The sequence below is a fragment of the Synechococcus sp. R6-10 genome, assembly GCF_047461815.1.
Lineage (GTDB): Bacteria > Cyanobacteriota > Cyanobacteriia > Thermostichales > Thermostichaceae > Thermostichus.
This window is the reverse complement of record NZ_JANSHW010000540.1, coordinates 1-1,634: the sequence shown is the minus strand read 5'-3', so window position 1 is coordinate 1,634 and position 1,634 is coordinate 1. Positions and strand designations below refer to the sequence as shown.

The following is a 1,634-nucleotide window of genomic DNA, read 5'->3' as shown; positions in this document are numbered from 1 at the left end:
TTGAAAGTGCCAATTTGGGGCAGCTGTTCCTGGATGATGATTTGAAACCGGTCGTAGAGGGCCTTGCGCTTTTCAAAGTCTAGCTCCCGCACCCCTTCGATAAAGATGCGGTCGATCTCCCGTTCCCAATCGCTGACCTCAACCCCTTCTGCCGGGTTGCCGGGCAAATCTCCCAGATTGAAGAGGTGCAAACGGCCGTCGCTGCGCCAGATGTTGGAGCCGTTGTTGGGCTCGGTGCCGCCGCCACCAAAGCCCAGCAGCAGGGTTTCCCAGTCGCGGCTATCGGTGCGCTGCACCAGGGTGTTGAAGGCGATGGGGGTAAAATCAACGGTGATGCCGATCCGCTCCAGATCAGCTTTGATCAACGCGCCGGTGGCCTCCCGCTGATTGTTGCCGGCGTTGGTGAGCAAGGTGAAACGGACACGGTTGCCCTCGGAATCCCGCAGGTGGCCCTCAGCATCATAGGTGTATCCGGCATCGAGGAGCAGTTGCCGCGCTTTTTCAGGGTTGTAGTCGTAGGTGGGCAAGCCCTCTTCGGGGCTGAGGTAGAAGGGGCTGGCGGGGGAGAAGACCGAGTGCTGGATCTGGCCCAACCCTTGCAGGACGCTATCGACGTAAAACTGCCGGTTCATGGCATGGGCCACCGCCCTGCGGAAGTTCAAATCGTTGAACCAGCGACTTTTGACGGGATCCACAAAAGGCCGCCCGGTCTGGGGGTTACGGGCGCGGCTGAGGTTGAAGGCAAAGAAACTGTTGTTCAATGTCTGGCCGAGATTGTAGATGGTGAACTGATCCCGTTCTTCTTCCCGCTTCAAGAGCTGAAAATCTCTCCCCCGCACCGAAAACACGTCGGTCTCGCCGGAGCGAAACTGCAGCAGCGCGGTGTCCTCTGAGTCCACAATGCGCAGGATTACCCGTTCAATGCGCGGGATCCCTTCCCCTTTCCAGTAATAGGGGTTGGGCCGGTACACCAGCCGCTGGCCGGGGGTGTATTCCTGCAAGATATAGGGGCCGGCCCCCACCAACTCCTGCACCGGCGTGTCGATACCCCAGGTTTGCAAGAAAAGGGGGTTGCCCTGGCTGTCCACCTGCTCGACGGTGGGCTCGAGGATGTGCTTGGGCAAAATGGGGGATCCGGCCTGCAGCAGAAAGGGAGCGAAGGGCTCCGGCAAAACGAACTCAATCCGCCGCTCGTCCAGGGCCCGCACCTGAGGCAGTGCTCCAGCTTCCCCAATTCGCTTCACGTCCCGCGAGGAAGTCGGGATCCGCTCGTCGAAGATGATGCGGTTGAAGGTAAAGTCCACATCTGCTGCCGTCAGGGGCTCTCCATCCGACCAGCGCAGCCCTTCCCGCAAGGTAAAGACATAGCGCAAGCCGTCCTCAGACACTTCCCAGCCTTCCGCCAGCTCCGGTTTGGGCAAGAGGGTATCCTCATCCAAGGTGACCAAGCCCGCCTCCAGGTAGGCGATGGCGTCGCGGCTGGAGCTTTCGGCGGCCAGATAGGTGTTGAAGGTTTTGGGATCCGAAGTCACCGTGGCAACCAGATGGGGGGGGCGGGTGGGCGTGGCACAAGCGCTGAGCCAGAGCAGAAGGATCCCCAAGAGTAGAGGGACAAAAAGGCTTCTCTTGAGCTG

General features: G+C 60.2%; 1 protein-coding gene. It reads right to left on the bottom strand.

Annotated elements, in window-relative coordinates:
• Window positions 1-1,634, bottom strand: a 1,634-nt coding sequence (locus NW837_RS13455) for an ABC transporter substrate-binding protein (RefSeq protein WP_414332130.1), incomplete at both ends; no start/stop codon positions are given.